Source organism: Streptomyces phaeoluteigriseus, assembly GCF_001896135.2.
GTDB classification, from domain to species: Bacteria; Actinomycetota; Actinomycetes; order Streptomycetales; family Streptomycetaceae; genus Streptomyces; species Streptomyces phaeoluteigriseus.
Genome location: NZ_MPOH02000033.1, coordinates 1 through 2,252, shown reverse-complemented (window position 1 = coordinate 2,252; position 2,252 = coordinate 1). Strand labels below are relative to the sequence as shown.

At 68.0% G+C, this 2,252-nt stretch carries 1 protein-coding gene and 1 pseudogene; both read right to left on the bottom strand.

Annotated elements, in window-relative coordinates; genetic code table 11:
* Positions 1-642 precede the first annotated feature (642 nt).
* Positions 643-1,233, bottom strand: a pseudogene (locus BM536_RS45140) (outer membrane protein assembly factor BamB family protein); the annotation flags it as partial.
* 65 nt (positions 1,234-1,298) lie between these two features.
* The gene (locus tag BM536_RS37290) at positions 1,299-2,150 is read right to left on the bottom strand and encodes an IS5 family transposase (RefSeq protein WP_073500175.1); all 852 of its coding nucleotides are present in this window, start codon (positions 2,148-2,150) and stop codon (positions 1,299-1,301) included.
* Positions 2,151-2,252: the final 102 nt, after the last annotated feature.

Genomic DNA, 2,252 nt, shown 5'->3' with positions numbered 1-2,252 from the left:
CGCCGGTAGGGCCTATTTGGCGCAACTGGCAGGTTGAGGCAGCGAAGATTCGTTACGCAGGGTAGTGGCTGGAGGTTGGGGTGCCCCTGCTGCATTGTTTCAGTCACGAATCGAGGGCATGGATGGCTTCGTTGGTCCGGAGGTAGAGCGTGCCCTCGATGACGGTGAGTGGTGTGGGGATTTCGGAGTCAACGTGTCCGTCGTCGAGGTTCTCCATGGTCTGTGAGGAGATGGGCGTGCCGGTCCTGTGAGTCCACAGCGTGTCGCCTGTGGTGAGGTGGTGGCACTGGACGGTGCCGTCCGTGGTGGCCTGGTAGACGGCGTCTTCGGTGACCAGCGGCGGCCCTGCGGGGGCGCGGCGATGGGGGCGGACCAGTGGGTCCGGCCGTTGGTCAGGTCGAGGGCGTGTATGTGGCTGGTGTCCGTGACCAGCAGGGTCTGGTGGGCGATGGCGGGGGCGATCAGTTCCTGGCCGACGTCGGCGCAGGAAGGTCGGAGAGTCCGGGTGATGTGGCCGGCATCATCGAAGGCGGCAAGTACTACGGTTTGCTCGGCTTCGTCGAAGATCAGTGTCCATGCGAGGCCTCCCGCCGTGGCCGGGTGGAACGGGTACAGGTAGGTCTCTGCGCTCGTTCGGGCCCGGGCTTTGCCAGTGGTGAGGTCAATGACGCGCAGGCCGCCTGGGTGGTAGGGGCTTGCTGCTTCCGCGATCCAGGCAAGGTTGCCGGCGATCGTTGCCGCAGTCGCCACGGGTCCGGGTTCAGGAAGGTCGCACACCCATAAGGTGGAACCGTTCATAGGGTCAATGCGGCTCAGGCGGCGCCAGCCGGTGACCAGTAGTGCGCCGCCGCCTGCAGTAGGCGGACCGGAGGCGTCCGCAAGCGGCCACGTCTTGTCCCACAGCGTCCGGCCTGTTGCACAGTCGACGGCACGGAGTGTGTCCTCCACGTTCACGAAGGCGCGGTTTCCGTCGGCTGCCAACGCGGCCGGAATGTCCAGCGGCTCCTCGGCGGCGGTCAGGAGGCGGGGGGTCGGATTCTCCCACGCCAGGGAGCCGGTGGTCCGGTCGATGGCCTGGAGCGCGCCGGTCCAGCTGACGGCGAGTAACAGTTCCCCGGCCGGTAACGGCTGGGTGGGATGGCGGCTCGGCAGTGGGTGTACCCAGCGCTCGCGTGGCTCGGCGAGAGGACCCGTGGCGTTCGTGTGCCCGGTACGGCCAAGGTCGGTTGACACTCGTGCTCCCTGGGGTCAGATGCTGCCGCTGATCACCGGAGTCGACCCCGACTCGGCAGCTCACGCTATCGGATGCGTGGTGTGCGGGGCCGAGTGGGCCAGCGGTGGGTGTACCAGGCCCGGCGGATGAGGCTGCGGACGGTGATCACGATGGTGGCCAGGTGGAGGTAGAACTCCACGCATACGCGTCGGCGTTCGGTGCAGCGCCGGAGTTTGCCGAAGTTGTTCATCCAGGAGTTCGTCCGCTCCACCACCCAGCGTCCGTCGGCCTGGATCGGGGTCTGCACACCGCGCTGGGCGATCTTCCCGGTGATGCCGCGCCCGGCAAGGTCGACGCGGACGGGGTTGTAGTCGTAGCCGGCGTCCAGGCTCAGCGCAGGATTGTCCGGCGCGTGGTCGAGGCGCTCGGTCAGGGCGGTGAACTCGTCGAGAGTCTCGGGCAGCAGCGTGTGGTCGCGGATGTTGGCGCCGGCGGGCACTGTGACCACGGGTATGCCGTAGCCGTCGGCGAGTTGGGACCGCTTCAGGCCTTGCTTGCCGCGGTCCACCGGGCTCCTGCCGGCGCACGCGCCGCCCGAGGGTGCCTTGGTGATGCAGCCGTCCGCGGACAGGTGCTCCAGCTCCAGGCCCACCATTTTGTCGTACGCCGCGAGCACCGCCAGGACCAGCCAGTCGACCACCCCGGCGGTGATCCACTCGTCCCGGCGGCGCCGCAGCGTGGTCGCCGAGCAGGCCGCATCAGCCACCCGCTCGTAGCCCATCCCGGACACCAGAACGAGCACCAGCCTGTCGAACACCACCGCATCCGGGATCCGGGGCCTGTGGCAGCCCAGCGGGTGACGGTCCTCTCGTTCCGGCAGCAGAGCAAGGAACTCCTGCCGGATCGGGGCCAGAATGGACTCGGGCACGACGGGCACAGGCCTCTCCACGATCACAGAGCGTCAGGAACTCCATGATCAACGAAAGCCGCACCCGCCGTGCCCACCCCCATGCCATCTCGGCCTATCGGCGGACGCTCT